This window comes from Serratia fonticola, assembly GCF_001006005.1.
In the GTDB taxonomy this organism is placed as follows: Bacteria; Pseudomonadota; Gammaproteobacteria; order Enterobacterales; family Enterobacteriaceae; genus Chania; species Chania fonticola.
On record NZ_CP011254.1, the window covers coordinates 4,644,833 to 4,664,450 of the forward strand.

At 53.0% G+C, this 19,618-nt stretch carries 19 protein-coding genes and 1 pseudogene; 9 read left to right on the top strand and 11 right to left on the bottom strand.

The annotated features are described in order from the left end of the window. Positions 1-87 precede the first annotated feature (87 nt). The gene (locus WN53_RS20615) at positions 88-1,581 is read left to right on the top strand and encodes an MDR family MFS transporter (protein ID WP_024486638.1); all 1,494 of its coding nucleotides are present in this window, start codon (positions 88-90) and stop codon (positions 1,579-1,581) included. A gap of 40 nt (positions 1,582-1,621) precedes the next feature. On the opposite strand, the gene WN53_RS20620 is transcribed toward WN53_RS20615, so the two are convergent. After that, a complete protein-coding gene (locus WN53_RS20620) occupies positions 1,622-1,921 on the bottom strand; it encodes a DUF1161 domain-containing protein (protein ID WP_021804475.1) in 300 nt (99 codons plus the stop codon). A gap of 77 nt (positions 1,922-1,998) precedes the next feature. After that, positions 1,999-2,358 (bottom strand): DUF1283 family protein, encoded by a 360-nt coding sequence (locus tag WN53_RS20625; RefSeq protein WP_024486637.1) that lies wholly within the window; start codon positions 2,356-2,358, stop codon positions 1,999-2,001. Positions 2,359-2,491: 133 nt separating this feature from the next. Between WN53_RS20625 and WN53_RS20630 the strand changes: the two genes are divergently transcribed. Further along, positions 2,492-2,818, top strand: coding sequence for a YnfA family protein (locus WN53_RS20630; RefSeq protein WP_024486636.1), 327 nt, complete (start codon positions 2,492-2,494; stop codon positions 2,816-2,818). Positions 2,819-2,879: 61 nt separating this feature from the next. Here the strand turns inward: WN53_RS20630 and ydfG are convergent, their stop codons facing one another. From ydfG to WN53_RS20645, 3 genes and pseudogenes are all read right to left on the bottom strand, one after another. Next, on the bottom strand, positions 2,880-3,626 hold the full coding sequence (ydfG, locus tag WN53_RS20635) for a bifunctional NADP-dependent 3-hydroxy acid dehydrogenase/3-hydroxypropionate dehydrogenase YdfG (protein WP_024486635.1): 747 nt from the start codon (positions 3,624-3,626) through the stop codon (positions 2,880-2,882). 65 nt (positions 3,627-3,691) lie between these two features. Continuing rightward, the gene (locus WN53_RS20640) at positions 3,692-4,216 is read right to left on the bottom strand and encodes a GNAT family N-acetyltransferase (protein ID WP_024486634.1); all 525 of its coding nucleotides are present in this window, start codon (positions 4,214-4,216) and stop codon (positions 3,692-3,694) included. A gap of 98 nt (positions 4,217-4,314) precedes the next feature. Then, positions 4,315-5,007 (bottom strand): annotated as a pseudogene (locus WN53_RS20645) (aldo/keto reductase); the annotation flags it as partial. Positions 5,008-5,338: 331 nt separating this feature from the next. On the opposite strand from WN53_RS20645, the gene WN53_RS20650 reads away from it, so the two are divergent. Next, positions 5,339-6,007, top strand: a complete 669-nt coding sequence (locus tag WN53_RS20650) for a hypothetical protein (RefSeq protein WP_200865480.1) — start codon at positions 5,339-5,341, stop codon at positions 6,005-6,007. A gap of 214 nt (positions 6,008-6,221) precedes the next feature. On the opposite strand, the gene WN53_RS20655 is transcribed toward WN53_RS20650, so the two are convergent. Together WN53_RS20655 and WN53_RS20660 are read right to left on the bottom strand one after the other, a co-directional pair. Beyond that, on the bottom strand, positions 6,222-7,664 hold the full coding sequence (locus WN53_RS20655; RefSeq protein WP_046808219.1) for an MFS transporter: 1,443 nt from the start codon (positions 7,662-7,664) through the stop codon (positions 6,222-6,224). 187 nt (positions 7,665-7,851) lie between these two features. Next, positions 7,852-8,493 (bottom strand): HAD-IA family hydrolase, encoded by a 642-nt coding sequence (locus tag WN53_RS20660; protein WP_024486935.1) that lies wholly within the window; start codon positions 8,491-8,493, stop codon positions 7,852-7,854. A 272-nt stretch (positions 8,494-8,765) separates the two neighbouring features. Between WN53_RS20660 and WN53_RS20665 the strand changes: the two genes are divergently transcribed. The 6 genes from WN53_RS20665 to WN53_RS20690 all read left to right on the top strand — a co-directional run bounded on the left by WN53_RS20665 (position 8,766) and on the right by WN53_RS20690 (position 16,951). Beyond that, positions 8,766-9,224, top strand: coding sequence for a GNAT family N-acetyltransferase (locus tag WN53_RS20665; protein WP_024486934.1), 459 nt, complete (start codon positions 8,766-8,768; stop codon positions 9,222-9,224). Between the two features lie 415 nt (positions 9,225-9,639). After that, complete coding sequence (ompC, locus tag WN53_RS20670) at positions 9,640-10,767, top strand: porin OmpC (RefSeq protein ID WP_024486933.1); 1,128 nt, start codon at positions 9,640-9,642, stop codon at positions 10,765-10,767. Positions 10,768-10,975: 208 nt separating this feature from the next. Then, on the top strand, positions 10,976-13,138 hold the full coding sequence (gene dcp / locus WN53_RS20675) for a peptidyl-dipeptidase Dcp (RefSeq protein WP_046808220.1): 2,163 nt from the start codon (positions 10,976-10,978) through the stop codon (positions 13,136-13,138). A 411-nt stretch (positions 13,139-13,549) separates the two neighbouring features. Beyond that, positions 13,550-14,653, top strand: a complete 1,104-nt coding sequence (locus tag WN53_RS20680) for a PfkB family carbohydrate kinase (protein WP_024486755.1) — start codon at positions 13,550-13,552, stop codon at positions 14,651-14,653. Then, positions 14,638-15,576 (top strand): pseudouridine-5'-phosphate glycosidase, encoded by a 939-nt coding sequence (locus tag WN53_RS20685; protein WP_024486754.1) that lies wholly within the window; start codon positions 14,638-14,640, stop codon positions 15,574-15,576. Before WN53_RS20680 ends, WN53_RS20685 begins: the two co-directional genes overlap by 16 nt. 115 nt (positions 15,577-15,691) lie before the next feature. Continuing rightward, the gene (locus tag WN53_RS20690) at positions 15,692-16,951 is read left to right on the top strand and encodes a NupC/NupG family nucleoside CNT transporter (RefSeq protein ID WP_024486753.1); all 1,260 of its coding nucleotides are present in this window, start codon (positions 15,692-15,694) and stop codon (positions 16,949-16,951) included. Between the two features lie 459 nt (positions 16,952-17,410). On the opposite strand, the gene nudI is transcribed toward WN53_RS20690, so the two are convergent. The 4 genes from nudI to WN53_RS20710 all read right to left on the bottom strand — a co-directional run bounded on the left by nudI (position 17,411) and on the right by WN53_RS20710 (position 19,545). Continuing rightward, positions 17,411-17,839 carry a nucleoside triphosphatase NudI gene (gene nudI / locus WN53_RS20695; protein WP_024486752.1) on the bottom strand — a complete coding sequence of 143 codons (429 nt, stop codon included), beginning with the start codon at positions 17,837-17,839 and terminating at the stop codon, positions 17,411-17,413. Between the two features lie 134 nt (positions 17,840-17,973). Continuing rightward, the gene (locus tag WN53_RS20700; RefSeq protein WP_024531294.1) at positions 17,974-18,507 is read right to left on the bottom strand and encodes an SRPBCC family protein; all 534 of its coding nucleotides are present in this window, start codon (positions 18,505-18,507) and stop codon (positions 17,974-17,976) included. 4 nt (positions 18,508-18,511) lie between these two features. Further along, positions 18,512-18,859 carry an ArsR/SmtB family transcription factor gene (locus WN53_RS20705; protein WP_046808221.1) on the bottom strand — a complete coding sequence of 116 codons (348 nt, stop codon included), beginning with the start codon at positions 18,857-18,859 and terminating at the stop codon, positions 18,512-18,514. Between the two features lie 89 nt (positions 18,860-18,948). Beyond that, positions 18,949-19,545: a TetR/AcrR family transcriptional regulator gene (locus tag WN53_RS20710; protein ID WP_046808222.1), complete on the bottom strand. Its 597-nt coding sequence runs from the start codon at positions 19,543-19,545 to the stop codon at positions 18,949-18,951. Positions 19,546-19,618 lie beyond the last annotated feature (73 nt).

A 19,618-nucleotide genomic window follows, 5' to 3' on the forward strand; every position in this document is an offset into this window, starting at 1 on the left:
GCACAACATCCCCAGACAAACTACAGAATATGCCTTGGCTGTTATAATCCGGGGAAAATAAAAGACATAGGGACACATTTTAAACTGATGACCACTAACACTTCTTCGAGCACAGCCCAAGTAGCCCATCGGCCGTTGATCCTGATTGCCTGCATGCTGGCAATGTTCATGTCTGCCATTGAAGCGACCATTGTCGCCACCGCGATGCCGACGATTATTGGCGATCTGGGTGGTTTTTCGTTGCTGGGCTGGGTGTTTTCGGTCTATTTGCTGGCACAGGCCATTACCATCCCGATCTACGGGCGTTTGGCGGATTTATACGGCCGGAAACCGATCTTTTTCTTTGGCGCCACGCTGTTCCTGTTGGGGTCGGTCCTGTGCGGTTTCTCATCGAATATGTATTGGCTGATTGCCTTCCGCCTGCTGCAAGGGCTGGGCGCCGGGGCGATCATGCCGATCGCCACCACCGTGATCGGTGATATTTACAGCGCCACCGAGCGGCCAAAAGTGATGGGGTATCTTTCTAGCGTCTGGGGTGTTTCGGCCATTCTTGGCCCGCTACTAGGCGCGTTTATCGTGCAGCACACGTCTTGGGCTTTGGTATTCTGGGTCAACCTGCCCATTGGCCTGCTGGCGATGTATTTCCTGGGGCGCTACTTGCCAGACCTCAAACAGGGGCGCAAACATGCGCTGGATCTGGCGGGAACGGCTTGGCTGACGATCTTTGTCGCTGCATTGCTGCTTTCACTCTTGCAGGCGGAAATGCTGGGATGGTGGGTCATACCGTTGCTGGCGTTGGCGTTAGTGGCGCTTAACCTGCTAATTCGTCAGGAGCGCCGTGCTCCTGAACCGTTGTTCCCACTGGCCCTGTGGCAAAATCGCGTAATTGTGGCCGGCAATATTGGCGGCGTGGTGATCGGTGCTGCCATGATGGGCATCAGCGCCTTCCTGCCAACCTTTATCCAAGGCGTGAAGGGCGGAACTCCGCTGGAAGCCGGAACCACGTTAGCCTTGATGTCGATTGGCTGGCCGCTGGCCAGTATGCTGAGCGGACGTTTGATGTTGCTGACTTCTTATCGGACCACAGCACTGCTTGGCGCGCTGCTGTTGGCGGCCGGTGGCTTTATCCTGCTGCTGTTACAGCCTTCGGGTGGGTTACTGTGGGGGCGGGTTGCGGCGTTTATCATCGGGGTCGGTATGGGGTTGTGCAATACCACCTTCCTGGTCTCGGTACAGAATGCGGCACATTACAGTATTCGCGGTATCGCAACCGCCTGCACGGTATTCACCAGGATGGTCGGATCGGCGATCGGCACCGCCATTCTGGGGGCCACGTTGAATATCAACCTGCATTTGCGTCTGCCAGAAACGGTTGATCCGGTGCAGCAGTTGATGGAGCCAGAGGTTCGCAACACCATGCGGCCAGAGGCGCTGGCGGATCTCATTGGGCATGTCGCCGCCTCAATGCATTGGGTATTCCTGGTCTCGGCGTTGATATCGCTGTTTGCCTTGGGTGCGGCTATGCTGATCCCGGCGCGTCATCGACCACAGGGCGAAGGTGAAGAGATTAAACAGGCTTAAAGAAGAGGGGGCGCAGTAACGAACTGCGCCCTGGAGCCGGTTACTGCGGGGCTTGGGTATCCTGGCTGGTGCCAGTTTGCGCCGCGTCGCCGCTGTCGTCGCCGTTAATCAGGCGGGTATACACGATTTTCTGCGTGTCTTGACCACAATGGCCGACCACCTGTCCACCGGCAAGGTTCGCCTGATCGTTAGGCACGATCTCCAGCTTGAAGCCGGATTCCGGTACGCCGTTATTGACAATTTTCTGGGCAATATCCGCCTTTATGCTCTCACATGAGGCAAAAGCGGCCAGCGGCGCGGTGGCTAACAGCAGTACACCTACTACAAGCGCTTTTTTCATCATTGGATCCTTATTTGAGACGAATGTTCTTTGTCAGGATAGCAGCATCAGGTTGAATAGTTTACCCTTACTCGCTATTACTGCGTGACTGGACGGCCAGTGGTGCGATCCAGACACTTACGGGTTGACGATTCCCAATAGGCATTGACGTTGTAGCTGTTATCACAACGATCTTCGTCATCAATAGCACGGTCAACCTTGTCAAACTCCTTCTCGACACGGGTATTGACCTTACTGCGCAGCGATTTGGTTTCGTTCCACTGCTCTTTGCTTTGGCGAGCCTGTTCGTTGCTCATGGCTGCGCCGCCGCTGCCGTCAACCGTGACGCAGGTGCTGCCCTGGGTGCAAGAGGCAGCGAAGGCAGGAGCTTGCCAGGCACCGGCCAGCAATAACATGGCAACCGGTAACATCAGGCGCGGAAGGGAAAGTAATTTCATCGTTTCATCCTTATAAGTGAGTGTTGCATCCACCAGCAACACTGGCTGTAGCATGGGTTAAATATATCACCGTGCTGTTATATTGCACCAGCGCATCGCCTTGTTCGTTTAATTTACTGAGAGAATAGCGGTAATGTTAAAAACCACTTTATTGTTTTTTGCCACCGCGCTGGCCGAAATCATTGGCTGTTTCTTGCCTTATCTGTGGCTAAAGAAAAACGCCAGCGCCTGGCTGTTGCTGCCTGCGGCCCTCAGCCTGATGCTGTTTGTCTGGTTGTTGACGCTGCATCCGTCGGCCAGTGGGCGAGTCTATGCTGCCTATGGCGGCGTCTATGTGGCAACGGCGCTGCTTTGGCTACGGGTGGTAGATGGTGTGAAGTTGTCGACTATGGATTGGTTGGGGGCCGGGGTGGCACTGCTGGGGATGCTGATTATCGTTTCCGGCTGGCGCACTACGTAGGGGCGCCGCATGCTGCGCCCGCTTGAATGGCAGGGGGATGCCCTGCCACAGAGTAAGAGCATTAACCGCGATGAATGCTCAACCCGGCAAAGGATTGGCTGACCGGCATCATTTCCAAAGTATTGATATTGACGCGGGAAGGCAGCGTTGCCACCCAGAATACCGCTTCGGCAACATCATCCGGCGTCAGGGCATCTACCCCTTGATAGGTTTTATCTACCTTGCCGTCATCCCCTTTGAAACGCACGTTGGAGAACTCGGTGCCACCAACCATGCCTGGCTCAATATCGGTAACGCGGATATGAGTGCCGTGCAGATCGGCGCGCAGACCCAGGCTGAACTGTTTAACGAAGGCCTTGGTAGCGCCGTAAACGTTACCACCGGCATACGGCCAGTTGGCGGCGGTGGAGCCGATATTGATCACATGGCCAATGTTACGTTCCACCATGGCTGGCAGCAGCGCGCGGGTCATGTTGACCAACCCTTTGGTGTTGGTATCGATCATGGTTTCCCAATCGTCCGCATTAGCCTTGTGCGCAGGCTCCAGGCCTAACGCCAGACCGGCGTTATTCACCAGCACGTCGACGTTGCGCAGCGCTGCGGGTAACTCTTCGATGGCCTGCTGGATCGCCGCACGGTTGCGGACATCCAAACGCACGATATGCAGTGCTTCACCTAATTCTGCCTGCAGCGCCTCCAGGCGCTCCACACGGCGGCCAGTGGCAATCACCTGATGGCCTTCACCGACAAATTTGCGGGCAATTGCTTCACCAAAACCGGAGGTAGCGCCCGTGACAAAAATAATCATGCTGCTGTTCCTTAACTGTTTTTAGCCTGCATCCACTCTAACGCGGTTGCGTTAACCCTGCAATTTTAACCGGTGATGGCCGGCACGTGGTAAACCACACAGTCGTATTTGATATTTTCGCGGCGGCCTTGCACGGTGCCACCCAGCGATTCGGCAATGCGGCGGCTTGGCGTGTTCTGCTCGGCGACCGGGTAAATGAAATACGGTGGGTGGTAGCGTTCGCTGGCCCATTTTGCCATGGCATGGACGATTTCGCGGCCGTAGCCGTTACCGTGCAGGTTCTCTTTCACCCAGATCCCGAGTTCTGGTTTTTGCTGGTGCAGATTATGCACGCCACCCATGCCAACGAACTGCTTGCTGTCACGTAACCGTGCCACAAAGATGACTTCTTCACCTTCACGGATCAACGGCAGCCAGCCTTCCCAGACGTTGGCAAATGCCTCGGGGGACTCTTCTGGTTCAAAGGTCATAAAACGCGTTAGCGTAGGAGTGATCGCCTGGTAAACATCGTCGGCGTCTGCTGCGGTAAAGGGGGCAATCAACAACCGATCGGTATTCACACGGCACTGAGTAAGGTCACTGTGCATCATTATTATTACCTCGCTTTTCAGGCCTAAAACGGCAAAAATCCGCTCCCGTTAAAACGGGGCGGATCATCGATATTACGTTGATTAGCGGCAGATGCGACTTATTTTTTTACCAGGTGAGGTGCGAGGAGCAAAAGGTCGGCCGCAGAGAGACGATCTGGCGCGGTTGAAGCCTGGTGCCAATACGGATAAATCAGCGGCGGACGGCTCACTTCCTCCAAGCGCTGCAGTTCTTCTTCGTTGAGGATCAGGTTGGCGGCGTGCAGGTTATCTTTGAGCTGTTCCGCGTTCCGGGCTCCTATGACCACCGAGGTTATCGTTGGGCGGGCCAACAGCCAGGCCAGCGCGATTTGTGCCGCAGAGATACCACGGGAGTGGGCGATATCCACCAGCACTTCGACAATATCAAACAGCGCATCTTGATCACGCACCGGCGGCTCACCCCAGTTGGCCAGATGGCGCGTGCCTTCCGGTGTGGGTTGATTACGGCGGTATTTGCCCGAGAGCAGGCCACCGGCCAATGGGCTCCAGACCAATACCCCAAGCCCTTGATCCTGAGCAACAGGCAGCAGTTCATATTCCGCTTCGCGCGCCTGCAGGCTGTAATGGATCTGTTGGCTGACCGGGCGCACTAATCCCAGTCGTTCGGCGCTGCCCAGGTGTTTCATCAGGTGCCAACCGGAAAAGTTGGACAAACCGGTGTAGCGCACCTTGCCGCTGCTCACCAGATCCTCCAGCGCCCGCAGCGTTTCCTCTACCGGGGTGATGCCGTCCCACTCGTGTAGCTGATAGAGGGGGGAGTTTGGATATCGAAAATCATTGTACGTTAAGGTGATTTTTTGTACACCTCAGCTGTGGCAGAGCTTGACCACTTTAACAGGCAGCTTTGAGCGATAAGCGGACGCTATGTGTAATAGCTCGCTGTTGAAATCACATGGGCTCGCAATCAGCGCTATTTTCGGCTCACATTAGGCCCAGTGGGAGCGAAGTGAATAGACCCGGGTTTCGTAGACACTTTTTTGATCTGGATCTGAGTAAAAATCACTTACCTGTGAAATGGTTGCTGTAGCGATTACCCACTGATGATTCAGGGAGTTAGAATTTTGTCACAGGATCAGCCATTTGATGAAAGGGATGTTTGGATATACTCAGATGAACATATGCGGTGCGGCTGGCGTCATGATGGACGGCTACCAGCGGCTTCATTGGCGGTGCCTATCTGCTGCGTTAGGCACAAGGACAGGGTTTCAAGGTTTCTCACTCATGGATAACTCACTTCTTAAAAGATATCGCAAATATGCTCGCACTGAGGAAGCCTTTGCAGTCCTCTTTGTGAAGCAAAATTTGTCGCAGTCAAAAGGGCATTGGATAGAAATATCCAACTGCCAGCGTTATGAAATGTCATTTGACAATCTGCATTTTAGATTTGTTACGGGCAACCTCTACAAGAGAAAAATTCACCCGCGATACCCGCCTAAATCTTTATATACCACCGATGGCAAGTTTGATGAGCACCTGATGGCTCGCGCCATAACATGGGAAACTGCGCACAAGGACATAGAGCAACAGAAATCAAAACGCGTGAAGCCCATAAAGTTCGAGATTACTGGCGTCAGTTATGACAAGAACAAGGGCAAGAAAGGCTACTTCCGCGACAACGCGCCAGAAGAAATTAAGGCGCTAGCAAAGAACCTTTATGACCGGACTAATCCACTTTGGGATAAAGCCATGCAGTATATAAATGAACCTGAATTCGTCTATAAAGTTCGCCAGGTGAGGATCATTGAACGATGAAAACACTGCTCTCAGACTCGTCTGGCCTGAACATTTAGCTGCAGGCTTTCCGGATTACGGGCAGCAGTTCCAGCAACTGGCGAAAGAGCGTCAGGGATAACTTCCTGCCAGGGAAGGACGTCTTCTATTGCGGCCTAGGGATCTTCCCCGGATTCTCTGGCCCTGCAGTGATTGCTCGTTAAGGTTGGCCTCTGAGTTGACGGTATTGCATCGTTTAACTCCTTACTTTGGTTGCCATAGATTTTTCAGACGTAGAGGTGCTTTTCCTCTGGCGGATTTCATTGCCCGCCTCTGCGCCCAGCGTAAAGCTATCTAGCACCGCCACCAGGGCGATCACGCCAATCACGATAAAGGCTAGTTGGAAGTCGGCTAGCGGCACCACGCCCTGTTGCTGTGGCATCAGCATCTCCGCCAACCGCAGCGCCAGTGCGCCGATGGCGATCCCCAGGCCGCTACCCATTTGCTGGGCCATATTGAACAGCGTGTTGGCACCGCTCATGCGCGGTTGCGGCACCTCGGAAAACGCCAGCGTATTCAGTGCGGTGAACTGCATCGAACGTGTCAAACCACTGACAAACAGCAGCGCCAGGATCAGCCAGGTGGGGGTCTGCGGGGTTAGCAGCGCGCAGGCAAAAATGGTGGCGGCATTGAGTAAACCGTTGACCACCAGCGTGGTACGAAAGCTGAACCGGTAGAGGATGGGTGAGGTGAATGGCTTCATCACCAGATTACCGGCAAACACTGCCAGTACCAGCAACCCCGCATCGAAGGCATTCAGCCCAAAGCCGATTTGGAACAGCAAGGGCAGCAGGAACGGCACGGCACCGATGGCGATGCGAAACACAGTGCCGCCCTTAATAGTGACAGCGTAACTTTTTATCCGCATCGCCCAGAGATCCATTAAGGGATAGGCGTGGCGTTTGGCATGACGTATCGCCAGGCTTCCCAGCGCCAGGCTAGCAGCCAGACATAACAGAGGCACCAGCCAGGAAAGTTGCGGACTGTTGATCAGATCCAGCCCAAACATCAGCCCAAAGCAGGCGACTCCGGTGAGTGCAAAACCCAGCCCATCAAAGGGAACGCCTTTCTGCGCGGGTTCATGAGGGATCAAACGCCAGGCGAAGAACAGGGCCAACAGGCCAAGCGGCACGTTGAGGATAAAAATCCAGTGCCAGGAAGCGTAGGTGGTGATGAAACCGCCAACCGGAGGCCCCAGGACCGGGGCGGCCAACCCCGGCCAGGTGATAGTGGCAATGGCGTTGATCAAATCGGGTTTGGCGGTATTACGTAACACCACCAGGCGGCCAACCGGCACCATCAACGCACCGCCAAAGCCTTGCAGGATACGAGCCGCGGTAAACTGCGGCAAGGTGGTACTGAGGGCGCATAGCACCGAGGCCAGGGTAAAAATAACGATGGCGGCGGTGAAAATATTGCGGGCACCAAAGCGGTTGGCGATCCAGCCGCTGGCGGGGATAAACACTGTCAGGGTAAGAATATAGGCCGAAACCCCGATGTTCATATCTACCGGCTGTACACCAAAGGCCGCCGCCATTTGCGGCATCGCGGTAACGATCACCGTGCCGTCCAGGTTCTCCATAAAGAATGCCCCGGCAACCAGCAGGGGGAGCGCGCTAGCGCGGGAGAACCAACTCATGGACGGCTCCGGCTGGAGCACGGTAAATACGCATGCATAACAGAAATCCCGTTTCAAAAATCACCACGTCGGATTTTTGAGCATAACGCATCGTAGGGAGGTTAAAAAGAAGTTAATGGTGTGATTATTAGCGGGCACAGCAAGTGTGCCCATCTAGATGCATCGTGTGTCCGCGAGCGTGTGGTAATTACCAGGATAAATGGATGATGCCGTCGATAAACTCGGCTTTAAAACTACTCAGGTCGGCCACAGTGGCCTTGATTTGCGGGGAGGAAATCGGCACGCCGTTACCAATGACGATGACTTGCCCACCGGCGGCAAGGGCGGAGTTCACGCCAGAAATCGCATCCTCAAAAATCACGCATTTCTGCACTGGCAGGCCAAATCCGGCTGCCGCCATCAGATAGGGTTCTGGATGGGGTTTGCCGTGCACGATATCTTCCGAAGTGATCATCATGTGCGGCCGTGGGATGCCTGCGCTGATCATGCTTTGCATCGACACTTTCTTGGCGCCGGAGGTGACAATTGCCCAACATTGCGGCGGCAACTGGCGTACCAGCTCAACGGCACCGGTAATGGCACCAACCTGGCTGAGAGCCTCGATGGCGAGCGTTTTGACTTCATCAACGCACTGTGGATTGTCAAAGTAAGGGGAGACGATCCGCAGCGTTTCCTCGATGGTGCGCCCGTGAATATTGGCCAGGACATAATCCACATCCAGATGATGCCGGTTGGCCCATTCAGCCCACAATGTCTCTATACAGGCTCCTGAATCCACCAGGGTGCCGTCCAGGTCAAACAGTACTGCCTTGCAAGCGATAGCGTTCATAAGTCCCTTATGATTTAAAGCCTCGGTTTCCCAATAACAACAGAGTGGCGATAAGGTCTTGTTGACGGAAATCAAGTGATGGCCTGAACCACCGCCGGAAAGTGAAAAAATGCGGCCCCGGTGTGCCTTACCGAATTAACTATCTGCCTGACACTTACGTTAGTCATCTAGCCTGGCGGCGTTGCTTTCGCCATAAGAAATCGATATTGGACGAATAATCGGTCGCTCGCTTTAATAGTGCAAACAATTAAAACCAACCTTTGGAAACGAGTATGTTCACCATCAAAATTGACGATCTTACCCACCATGCCGTGCAAACATTAGTGGCTTATCATATTTCTGGCATGCTGGAACAATCTCCTCCAGAGAGCAGCCATGCGTTGAACGTTCAAAAACTTCGTGACCCTGCCGTGACATTTTGGTCTGCGTGGGAAGGGGATCAATTAGCCGGGATTGGCGCGTTGAAAATGTTGGATGCAAAGCATGGCGAGCTGAAATCAATGCGCACGGCGGAGGCGTTTTTACGTCGTGGCGTGGCGAATCAATTCTTGCTGCACATCCTGCAAGTCGCTCGCGCGCGAGGTATTTCGCGGCTCAGCCTGGAAACGGGGACACAACCGGGATTTGCCGCCTGTCATCAGCTTTACCGCAAGCATGGTTTTGTGGATTGCGAACCGTTCGCAGAGTATCAGCCTGATCCAAACAGCAGATTTATGACGCTTGTTTTGTAGTTGAGATAGGTACGGAACTCAGATATTCCATTTTATCTCTTTATTAAAGAAATGATTGGCAATGTTTTGAAATCGTTTTATTACACTCATAGAGTGAGTAGCATAAACTCATATAAAGTCAACGTGAGCGTTTAGCTTTATTAATTGGTGCATGGGTAGTGAATTGTCAAAATTCCAACCTGTTGCATCAATTATGTTTTTTATCCTGACATAACCCTCTTTTATCTATTGCGCCAGTTTGGCCCTGCCTTAGACACTCACTCATGGTCAAAAAATAATCACCCGACCTTGCATTCAAGTCATGGCGGTATAAATTAATATTATTACCGCCATCAAAACGGTAATAGACCCACGAGCTAATCATGCTCGTAACAGCAGTGGCTATAGCACGACATAATAATAGAGGATAATCACGATGAAACTTCGAGTACTCTCTCTGATGGTGCCTGCTTTGCTGATGGTTGGCAACGCAGGCGCCGCTGAAATCTACAACAAAGACGGTAATAAACTGGATTTGTACGGTTTAGTCGATGGCCTGCACTATTTCTCTGATAACAATAGCGTTGATGGAGACCAGTCTTACATACGTATGGGCCTGCGTGGTGAAACGCAGATTAACGATCAGCTCACTGGCTATGGCACGTGGGAATACCAGGTCAACGTCAACACCCCGGAAAGCGAAAACAATGCCTTCACCCGTTATGGTTTTGCAGGGCTGAAGGTCGTTGATTATGGCTCCTTCGACTATGGCCGTAACAATGGTGTCCTGTATGACGTGGCGGCTTATACCGACATGCAGCCAGAATTTGACGGTTCCACCTATGGGGCCGACCAGTTCATGTTCCAACGCTCAAACGGTCTGGCAACCTATCGTAACAATGACTTCTTTGGCCTGATTGATGGCCTGCATTTTGCTGTGCAATACCAGGGTAAAAACGGCAGTGCGGAAGAAACTAATAATGGTCGCGACGTTCTGGGTCAGAACGGTGATGGTTATGGTATGTCGGTGAACTATGATATCGGCTACGGCATTAGTGCCGCGGGTGCCTTCTTTAATTCCAAACGTACCAGCGAGCAAAATGGCGGTGGCGCATATAGCGGTATCATGGGGCGTGGTGACCATGCAGAAGGTTATTCAGGCGGCCTGAAATATGACGACAGCAATACCTATGTGGCCGTTATGTTTACCCAGTCCTATAATGCAGCGCGCTTCGGCAGTTCAGACAGTGAGGCTTATGGCTACGCCAATAAAGCGCAAAGTTTTGAGGCTTATGCACATTATCTGTTTGATTTCGGCCTCCGCCCATTTGTGGGCTATAACCAAACCAACGGCAAGAACCTCGGGCAAGCTGCCAACGGCAATACTTACGGTAGTGAAAACCTGGTCAAGTTTGTTGACCTGGGTGCAACCTATTACCTCAACAAAAACATGTCCACCTATGTGGATTATAAAATCAACCTGTTGGATGAAAACGACTTCACCAAATCGGCCGGAATTAATACCGACGACGTGGTTGCTGTCGGTCTGGTTTATCAGTTCTGATGACAGCGAAATAAGTCAGCTTACGATAACGCGGCCCTCTGGCCGCGTTTTTTCTTTGTTCTCCCCCCGCAGAGCCTGTTTAGCAATTTTCAGTTATTTTTGCTCAAACGACCATCTGAGCCTAAGCTAGGCTATGTTGCTGAATTTGCAGCTTCTATCCAAGTGGACACAGCGTCCCTAGATTAAGACATGGAGGAGTTTCGATTTGATGCGTTTATCAACCCTGGTACTGGCGATTGGCGTTGCGCTAAGCACGCCCGCGCTGGCAGAAACGAACACCCAGACTAAGGAGGCGAAAGTGGCCGGAGAAGTTAAGCAGGATAAGCAGGGAGAAAACCCGTTCTTTGCCACCAGTCAGTTACCCTTCCAAGCTCCTCGCTTTGATGTCATCAGCGAAAGCGATTATGCCCCGGCCATCGCCGCCGGTATCCAGCAGAAACTGGCAGAAGTCGAAAAGATCGCCAATAACCCGGCTGAGCCTACGTTTGACAATACCTTTGTGGCGCTGGAAAAAAGCGGTGCACTGCTGACGCGCACCATGAGCGTGTTTGGGGCGATGACCTCCGCCAACACCAGCGACGCGCTGCAAAAGCTGGATGAAGAAACCTCACCGAAGCTGGCGGCGTTAGACGATGCCATCATGCTGAACAGCAAACTGTTTGCGCGCATCAAGGCGATTTACGATCGGCGTGATAGCCTCAACTTGGACCCCGAGTCTCTGCGGCTGGTAGAGGTGACCTACAAGAACTATGTGCTGGCCGGGGCCAATCTTTCTGACGCGGATAAAACCCAACTGAAAGCATTGAACCAGGAAGCGGCGACGCTGAGCACCCAGTTCACAAATAAATTACTGGCTGCCAGCAAAAACGGTGCGTTGGCGATCGGTGATAAAACCCTGCTGGCCGGGCTTTCAGAGGGCGAGTTGGCAGCAGCAGCGCAGGCGGCCAGTGAACGTAAGCTGGATAAGCAATGGCTATTGGTGTTGCAGAACACCACGCAACAGCCTGATTTGCAAAACCTGCAAGATCGCGATACCCGCCAAAAGTTGTTCGACGCTTCGATCAACCGCGCAGAGAAAAATGACGCCAACGATACCCGCCAAACCCTGGCGCGGTTAGCTAAAGTGCGGGCCGAGCAGGCCAAACTGCTGGGCTTCCCGAACTATGCCGCCTGGAAGTTGCAAAATCAGATGGCGAAAACCCCGGATGCGGCGTTGACGTTTATGCGTAATATCGTGCCTGCCGCCACGGCCCGGGCAGAGCGTGAGGCCAAAGACATTCAGGCAGTGATCGATCGGCAAAACGGCGGCTTTAAGCTGGCCGCCTGGGATTGGCAGTTTTATGCCGAGCAGGTGCGTAAAGAGAAGTACGATCTGGATGAATCACAGATCAAGCCTTACTTTGAGATGAACAACGTGCTGCATAACGGCGTATTCTACGCCGCCAATTTGCTGTACGGCATCAGCTTTAAAGAGCGCAAAGATATCCCGGTTTATCATCCGGACGTGCGGGTATACGAGGTATTTGATAAAGACGGTCAGTCTCTGGCGCTGTTCTACACCGATTTCTTTAAGCGTGACAACAAGGGCGGTGGCGCCTGGATGAGCAACTTCGTTGAGCAGTCCAAACTTAACGGTACCAAGCCGGTGATTTACAACGTCTCCAACTTCACCAAACCCGCAGCGGGCCAACCGGCGTTACTGTCCTATGATGACGTGATCACCATGTTCCACGAGTTTGGCCATGCGCTGCATGGCATGTTTGCCGATCAGCAATACCCAAGCCTGTCTGGCACCAACACTGCCCGCGATTTTGTCGAGTTCCCGTCGCAGTTTAACGAGCACTGGGCCAGCGATCCGCAAGTATTTGCCTACTTTGCCAAGCATTACCAAACGGGTGAAGCGATGCCGCAGGCGTTGGTCGATAAAATCAACAAAGCCGACAAGTTCAACAAGGGCTACGCCATGACCGAGCTGTTGGCCGCCGCGCTGCTGGATATGCATTGGCACATGTTGGGCGCCGATCAACCGCAGCAGGACGTGGACAAGTTCGAGGCCGCATCGCTAAGCCAGGACAAGATCGATCTCAGCTATGTGCCACCACGCTACCGCTCCAGCTATTTCCAGCATATCTGGGGCAACGGCTATGCCGCCGGTTATTACGCCTATCTGTGGACGGAGATGCTGGCAGATGATGCCTTCCAATGGTTCAGCGATAACGGCGGATTAACGGCAGAGAATGGCCAGCGTTTCCGCGAGCAGGTGTTGTCACAGGGCAACAGTCAGGATCTGGAAAAGATGTACGTTAAATGGCGTGGGCAGGAGCCGAGTATTGAACCGATGCTCATCAACCGCGGGCTGAAGGATAAGTAACTACGTTTAACGCTCTCCGAGGGCAGGTGACTGCTCTCGGATGGTTATAATCGATGCCATGAAAGAGAATTGTGTGAGGCCGATCGTTTTTCTGTGTAATCGAAATCAACCGTAGTGAGATTAATCCTTGTAATTAACAGGGTTACCAACACGTGTTGGTTTAAATAATCCCAAAATCCATCCTCTTGTTTTAATGAGTTTATCTTCAGCACAAAATTTTGCCCCCGCCGAAAAACCATAAGAAAAAACGTTTTAATTCTGGGTTAATATGATTAACGTCACAAATTAATCGCTGAAAACGGCGCTGCGACAAATTACGATCATAATCTCAACTCCGATAGTTACCGCTTTACTGTTGTCGGGTTCCGATTTAAAAAAAAACACCTGTTCAAAAACAAACAAGTGTTAATTATGACCAACCGGGAAAAACAGATACTGCAACTCCTTCGGCGGGACCCGTTGATTCAACAACACGAAATCGCCGATATTCTAGGTATTAGCCGTTCTGGTGTGGCAGGCCACATTATGAATTTGATGAATAAAGGTTATATTAAAGGTAAAGGCTATATTCTCTCCGAACACCGCTATGTAGTCACCGTTGGCTCGGTAAATATGGACGTTTGTGGTTATGCCAATACGCAGTTGGTTTATGAAGACTCCAATCCAGGGAAAATAAAGTGTACCCCAGGCGGGGTTGGGCGAAATATATCACAGAACATTGCGTTATTAGGGGCCGAATGCCACCTGGTTTCGGTGGTTGGCGACGATTTCTACGGCACAACGCTGCTGGAACAGGCAAAGCTGGCGGGTGTTAACGTGGATAATTGCCACCGATTGCATGGTGAAAACACCTCGACCTACGTTTCGTTGCTGGATGGCAATGGTGAAATGCTGGTCGCTATCAACGACATGCGCATCCTGGAAAAATTGACCCCGGCGCTGTTATCCCATTCCAAGGATTTAATTCAGCACTGTGGTGTATTGGTGCTGGACTGCAACCTGACCGAAGACGCGCTGGCCTGGCTATTTACCAATGCCGGTAATGTGCCGGTATTTGTCGATACGGTTTCCGCTTTTAAAGCGCCGAAAATCAAAAACTGGCTCTCGCATATCCATACGTTGAAGCCGAATCGGATTGAGGCGGAAATCCTCAGCGGGATGAAAATATCCCAGGCGAGCGACGCACCGGCGGTGGCCCAATGGTTCCACCATCAAGGTGTCCAGCGTTTGGCCCTGAGTATGGGTAGCCACGGCGTTTATTTCAGCGAGGTGGACGGTCAGCACGGTTGGTCGGCGCCGCTGCCGACTCAGGTAGTCAACGTCACCGGAGCCGGGGATGCCATGATGGCGGGGCTGGTGAGTTGCTGGCTGGAGGATTTCCCACTCGATCACAGTATTCGTTTTGCCCAGGGCTGTTCGGCAATGACCCTGGCCTCTGAGTTCACCAATAACCCGAACCTGTCGCAAGGCAGCGTTCAAAAACTTTTGGAATTACAATCATGCAAAATAGCCTAATCACCCATCAATACCTGGATATCGCTCCTGAAGTGGCGCTTGCCCTGGCCGAAAACCGGCCGGTGGTGGCGTTGGAATCGACGATCATTTCCCACGGCATGCCTTACCCGCAAAACGTTGAAACTGCCTTGCAGGTAGAGGAAAAGATCCGTGCCAACGGGGCGGTGCCAGCGACCATTGCGGTGATCAATGGGCGGATGAAGGCGGGGCTATTCCATGATGAGATAGAAACGTTGGGCCGCGAAGGGCACCGGGTCGCCAAAGTGAGCCGCCGCGACTTGCCGTTTGTGATTGCCAGTGGCAAAAACGGCGCAACCACCGTGGCTTCTACCATGATCATTGCCGAACTGGCCGGGATCAGCGTATTCGCCACTGGCGGGATTGGCGGCGTGCACCGTGGCGCGCAGCAGACGTTTGATATTTCAGCCGATTTACAGGAATTGGCACAAACCAACGTGGCGGTGATTTGCGCCGGTGCCAAATCGATCCTGGATCTCGGTTTAACCACCGAATATCTGGAAACCCACGGCGTGCCTTTGGTGGGGTACGGCACCGATAGCCTGCCCGCATTTTTCAGCCGTACCAGCCCTTATTCCGTTAGCGTACGCCTGGATACGCCGCAGGAAATCGCGCGGGCAATGGCCGCCAAGTGGGCGGCTGGCTTGCAGGGCGGGATGGTGATTGCCAACCCAATCCCAGAGCAGTACGCCATGCCTGAAGAGAAGATCAACCAGGCCATTGAGCAGGCTGTTCAAGAGTCCGTGGAGCAGGGTGTTTCCGGCAAGGATAGTACGCCATTCCTGCTAGCCAGAGTCGCTGAATTGACCGGCGGCGACAGCCTGCAGGCCAATATTCAGCTGGTGTTTAATAATGCCGAATTGGCAGCCAAGATCGCGGGTCATTATCAGCGAAATTGCGCTTAACGCTTAAATTAGCACTCTACGTTTGTCCTTGATAAATCACTTCTGCCTCGGCAGGCGGCAGGCTATTGCCGTTTGCCGAGTAAAGAAGGAAATAAACAAAATAGAAGGGGGCCTTATGGAGTTGTTGCGCAGTTTGGCAGGTATGTCGATCCTGTTATTAATCGGCTTTGTGTTTTCCGTCAATAAAAGAAAAATAAGCTTGCGCACGGTCGGTGCGGCATTGTTACTCCAGGTGTTGCTTGGCGCTATTATGCTGTATGTTCCCGCAGGTAAATGGTTAATTAACGCCATTGCCAGCGGTGTCAATCGCGTGATTTCGTACAGCGATGCGGGGAGCGCATTTATTTTTGGCGGCCTGGTAGGGCCGAAAATGAATGAGCTTTTCGATGGTGCAGGTTTTGTGTTCGCTTTTCACGTGCTACCCGCCATCATCTTTATCACCTCATTGATTTCTATTTTATATTACCTTGGGGTAATGAAGTGGGTGATCAATATTCTTGGCTATGTCTTCCAGCGGCTTATGAATATCAGCAAGGTGGAGTCCTTCGCCGCAGTGACTACCATTTTCCTGGGGCAGAATGAGTTGCCTGCGGTGTTGAAGCCGTTTGTTAAACACATGAACCGCAATGAACTGTTCACGGTGATCTGTAGCGGTATGGCTTCCATTGCCGGTTCGATGCTGGTCGGTTATGCCGGTTTGGGCGTCCCCATCGAATATCTGCTGGCGGCCTCGCTGATGGCTATCCCCGGAGGGATCCTGTTTGCCCGTTTGCTCAGCCCGGCGACGGAGCCTTCCCGCGTTGAGTTCAGTGAAATGTCATTCAGTGATAAACGGCCTGCCAGCATTATCGAAGCGGCGGCCAACGGCGCGATGTTGGGGCTGAAAATTGCGGTGGGTGTTGCCACGGTAGTGATGGCTTTCGTTGCGCTGATCGCGTTGATCAACGGCATCATCGGTGGCGTTGGCGGCCTGTTTGGCGTTGAAAGCGTCAGTCTGCAAAGCCTGCTGGGCTATCTGTTTGCTCCGTTAGCCTACATCATGGGCGTGAGCTGGGAACATGCCGATCTGGCAGGGGGGTTGATTGGCCAGAAGTTGGCAATTAACGAATTTGTCGCCTATCTCAGCTTCTCTCCTTACCTGAAAGAAAGCGCGATGCTACTTGATCCGAAAACCATCGCGGTGATTTCGTTCGCACTGTGCGGTTTTGCCAATTTTGGTTCGATTGCCGTGGTAGTGGGGGCTTTCAGTGCGGTGGTGCCGGAAAGGGCCTCGGAAATTGCTCAGTTAGGGTTCCGGGCTCTGTTGGCGGCGACGCTGTCCAACCTGATGAGCGCCACCATTGCCGGGTTGTTTATCGGGTTAGGGGGGATTTGAAGAACCGGGGTAATTGCAGGTTAATCCGTCCTCGATTGCCCCTCACCCCAACCCTCTCCCGTAGGGCGAGGGAGCAGCCCGGCTTTTTTGATGAGGTTGTGCTGCTTCGGAAAGTAGGGAATAAAAACAAGAAAGGTAAGGTTTACGCAAGATAATCAACGAACTCGATCGGTTCCCTCTCCCTTTGGACGAGGGAGCTGCCCGGCTTTTTTGATGAGGTTGGGCTGCTTCGGAAAGTAGGGAATAAAACAAGAAAGGCAAGGTGTTACGCAAGACAATCAACGAACTCGATCGGTTCCCTCTCCCTTTGGACGAGGGAGCAGCCCGGCTTTTTTGATGAGGTTGGGCTGCTTCGGAAAGTAGGGAATAAAACAAGAAAGGCAAGGTTTTACTCAAGATAATCAACGAACTCGATCGGTTCCCTCTCCCTTTGGGAGAGGGTTAGGGTGAGGGGCATCACTACTCCAGCAACCCACGTTGGCGTAGCGTGAATCGGGTTGCTTCGTTCAGATCGTAGCTGGCCAGTTCTTCCTTTCGCACCCAGGCATATTCTTCAAACTCGTCATTAAGCGTGATGGTGCGGTTGGCCGCGTGGCAGTCAAAAATCAGGTAAATCATATAGATTTGCTCTTTACTGCCGTCTTCGTAGGTCTTCACCCGCACGTCATCGCGAAACGTCCAGGGTTGAATGCGGTCCAGCACCAGATCGCTACCCAGTTCTTCACTTACTTCGCGACGCAACGCCTGCTCGATGGTTTCTCCTGGCTCGGTACCGCCGCCGGATAACGCCCATTGACCGGGGAACACCCCTTTATGGGCCGCCATTTTGCATAGCAGATAGGCGTTATCGTTTTCAATTAACGGGCAAACAATAATACGTTGACGCATCGTAACTCCATGTTTCAAGGGCATCAGATTGGTGCAACGCATTATACTCCAGTCACCAAGTGGGAGTTTTAAATTCTCATCTTCCAGCTTTGAGCGGTAAAGGGGATGAGAACCGCAATCCTCATCCCGCTGGCTTACAGTTTGGCCCGGTACTCGTCTTCCAACCGGCTCATTGAGGCCCAGAACGGGCTTGGTGTCCGCTCCAGCAGGCGATCGGCCAGCAGATCCAGATGGGTATGCCAGCCGCTGGCGACGCTGAGCAGGGTATCGCGGTTGGCCAGGCGGCGATGGGTAAGGGTCAACAGCACCTTATCCTCTTGCTCGGTCAGTTCAATAGTGACTTCAGAAGGGCGGGCTTCCCCTGTTTCTGCCCAGGTAAAGCTCACCAGGCGCGGTGGCAGAATGCAGGTGATATGACCCATCTGAGCGATTTTACCAGCACAGGATTTGTATTTTGCCGGTGGTTTTTCATCCTCCCCGGCCAAATCGGCGTTGCAAAACAATAGTTCGATCTTGGCCCCGACCTGCATGGGCATCTCACCGGCGGCCAGCCAGCTGGCGCGTTTATCCGATTCGATCAGGTAGGCCCAGACGCGTTTGAGCGGGCCGGGCAGCAGCCGCTGGATCCGCAGCGTACCGGTTTCAATAATCATACCGTAGTCGTTCATGGGTTCACTCCGTCGGAGGATGCGAGTCGGCTTGCAACAGCGCTTGTTCTAGCGCGTCCAGCCGCTCATTCCAGAAATGTTCGTAGGTTTGCAGCCACTGCATGGCCTGCACCATTGGCTCGGGAGCGAGCCGGCAGATATGGTTTCTTCCCTGCACGGTGCGTTGCACCAGCCCGGCTTGCTCCAGCGCTTTGATATGCTTGGAAGCTCCGGCAAACGACATCTCGAACGGCGCAGCCAGTTCACCGATGCTGTGTTCGCCTTCTGCCAATGTACGCAGGATGGCGCGCCTTGTCGGGTCGGCCAGCGCGTGGAAAATGGCGTCCAGCGGTGAGGAAGATAATTTAACCATATGGTTAAATATAGAACGTCAGCGTCAATACTCAACCAGGTTGTTGAATATTTTTTAACCTTGTCACATTAAAAGTGTGGGTAAGGTAATTACTCCGGGGAACGATCGAGCATAGTAAGGGCGAGTTTCACCGCCTTTTCCAGCCGGGCACGGCTCACGCCATCCCGAGCCTGAACGGACAAACCATGCAGGAACGCCGCAAAATAATCGCCAAGGCTCTCTGCATCGGTGTTGGCGGGGAGTTCTCCGGCCTGTACCGCATCCTGCAACTTGGCGATGATACCTTGAGTGCGCTGTTGGCGGTGTTCCATCAACCAGCGCATGACGCCCTGATTATCTTCACTGACGCTGGTCGCAGAAGAGACCACCATGCACCCTTGAGGAAGTTCACCGTGGCTGTAGAGGGCAACAGCGTCGTTCAACATCTGTTTGATGGCTTCACGCACGCTAGCCTGTTCTTCGAAAGCACGCTCGGCAAAGCCACCTTCGTGGGCTTCGTAGTGTGTTATCGCTTCACGAAACAGTAATTCTTTCGAGCCGAAGGCCTTGTAGATCCGGGCCGAGGCAATGCCCAGTTCGGCCACCAGGTCGGACATCGAGGTGCCTTCAAATCCCTGTCGCCAAAATAAGTCCCGTGCTTGCAATAGGGCCTGTTCACGATCGAACTCTCTTGGTCTACCTGCCATCGTCATCTTCTCCGGTGATTTTGCTGCGGAGTACAGGATCGCTTAAATAGCGGATAACGCCAACGAATTTCAA

Excerpts from the sequence above, each read along its gene's own strand:
- WN53_RS20690 (WP_024486753.1), top strand. The coding sequence starts at position 15,692 with ATGGAGTTGTTGCGCAGTTTGGCAGGTATGTCGATCCTGTTATTAATC.
- ydfG (WP_024486635.1), bottom strand. The coding sequence starts at position 3,626 with ATGATTATTTTTGTCACGGGCGCTACCTCCGGTTTTGGTGAAGCAATT.
- WN53_RS20710 (WP_046808222.1), bottom strand. The coding sequence starts at position 19,545 with ATGGCAGGTAGACCAAGAGAGTTCGATCGTGAACAGGCCCTATTGCAA.
- WN53_RS20705 (WP_046808221.1), bottom strand. The coding sequence starts at position 18,859 with ATGGTTAAATTATCTTCCTCACCGCTGGACGCCATTTTCCACGCGCTG.
- WN53_RS20655 (WP_046808219.1), bottom strand. The coding sequence starts at position 7,664 with ATGAGTTGGTTCTCCCGCGCTAGCGCGCTCCCCCTGCTGGTTGCCGGG.
- WN53_RS20630 (WP_024486636.1), top strand. The coding sequence starts at position 2,492 with ATGTTAAAAACCACTTTATTGTTTTTTGCCACCGCGCTGGCCGAAATC.
- WN53_RS20615 (WP_024486638.1), top strand. The coding sequence starts at position 88 with ATGACCACTAACACTTCTTCGAGCACAGCCCAAGTAGCCCATCGGCCG.
- WN53_RS20625 (WP_024486637.1), bottom strand. The coding sequence starts at position 2,358 with ATGAAATTACTTTCCCTTCCGCGCCTGATGTTACCGGTTGCCATGTTA.
- WN53_RS20650 (WP_200865480.1), top strand. The coding sequence starts at position 5,339 with ATGAAAGGGATGTTTGGATATACTCAGATGAACATATGCGGTGCGGCT.
- WN53_RS20700 (WP_024531294.1), bottom strand. The coding sequence starts at position 18,507 with ATGAACGACTACGGTATGATTATTGAAACCGGTACGCTGCGGATCCAG.
- ompC (WP_024486933.1), top strand. The coding sequence starts at position 9,640 with ATGAAACTTCGAGTACTCTCTCTGATGGTGCCTGCTTTGCTGATGGTT.
- dcp (WP_046808220.1), top strand. The coding sequence starts at position 10,976 with ATGCGTTTATCAACCCTGGTACTGGCGATTGGCGTTGCGCTAAGCACG.
- WN53_RS20665 (WP_024486934.1), top strand. The coding sequence starts at position 8,766 with ATGTTCACCATCAAAATTGACGATCTTACCCACCATGCCGTGCAAACA.
- WN53_RS20620 (WP_021804475.1), bottom strand. The coding sequence starts at position 1,921 with ATGAAAAAAGCGCTTGTAGTAGGTGTACTGCTGTTAGCCACCGCGCCG.
- WN53_RS20660 (WP_024486935.1), bottom strand. The coding sequence starts at position 8,493 with ATGAACGCTATCGCTTGCAAGGCAGTACTGTTTGACCTGGACGGCACC.
- WN53_RS20685 (WP_024486754.1), top strand. The coding sequence starts at position 14,638 with ATGCAAAATAGCCTAATCACCCATCAATACCTGGATATCGCTCCTGAA.
- WN53_RS20640 (WP_024486634.1), bottom strand. The coding sequence starts at position 4,216 with ATGATGCACAGTGACCTTACTCAGTGCCGTGTGAATACCGATCGGTTG.
- WN53_RS20680 (WP_024486755.1), top strand. The coding sequence starts at position 13,550 with ATGACCAACCGGGAAAAACAGATACTGCAACTCCTTCGGCGGGACCCG.
- nudI (WP_024486752.1), bottom strand. The coding sequence starts at position 17,839 with ATGCGTCAACGTATTATTGTTTGCCCGTTAATTGAAAACGATAACGCC.